The organism is Pseudomonas sp. LM13 (assembly GCF_041381355.1).
Taxonomy (GTDB): domain Bacteria; phylum Pseudomonadota; class Gammaproteobacteria; order Pseudomonadales; family Pseudomonadaceae; genus Stutzerimonas; species Stutzerimonas frequens.
Window position 1 is genome coordinate 1 of the sequence record NZ_JACBXH010000130.1, and the last position, 758, is coordinate 758.

The following is a 758-nucleotide window of genomic DNA, read 5'->3' on the forward strand; positions in this document are numbered from 1 at the left end:
GTCATATGACCAGCGCTTTTTACACTTCGGTTATTACTCCTTTTTTCAGCGAGATTGGGAGGGAAGGATGATTGCATATACAATGGTCGGAACGACCGATCTGAACCGTTCAGCGCGTTTCTACGAACCTATATTCTCAGCAATGGGGTTGGAAATTTCGTGGAGGGACGAGCGATCGGTTGCTTGGGGAGTTCCGGGCAACCGGACCCCCACCTTTCACGCTTGTCTTCCTTATAACCAAGAGGAAGCACGCCCCGGCAATGGAACCATGACGGCGTTACTCACGGAGAGCCCAGCGCTAATAGGGCGACTCTTTGAACTCGCGCTTGAGAACGGAGGTACTGACGAAGGCTCTCCTGGCCCCAGACCTGAGTACGGAACGGGATTCTACGCAGCCTATGTTCGTGATCCTGACGGCAACAAGTTGGCCTTTGTCTATTTCGACGATAACCAGTGTGGCGGTTAGCGTTACCACTAAGTCTTGGTCGCCTCTATATAGATGAATCATTTATATGAACAAGCGACCAAACAAACATGTATTAGCTACTCAAGATAGCAATCCGATATATCCTGCACTTAGTGACCAAATCGTCTTAGCTCCTTTTGACCCCTTCGGCGATATTCGCTGGCATGCCCCGGCTGGCGTCACCCCGGTAAATCTCATGCCGTTTCTGGTTCGGGGTCGACTCGGAACGCTTCGTTAGCTGAACGATGCCACTTGATACGCTACCGGCCAGTACGAGGAGTTACAGTACTAG

Annotated in this window: 1 protein-coding gene; it reads left to right on the forward strand. The window is 51.2% G+C overall.

What is annotated here, in order from left to right:
- Positions 1 to 466: VOC family protein (locus HZR81_RS23680; protein WP_500129402.1), on the forward strand; the 466-nt coding region annotated here is incomplete at its 5' end.
- Positions 467 to 758 lie beyond the last annotated feature (292 nt).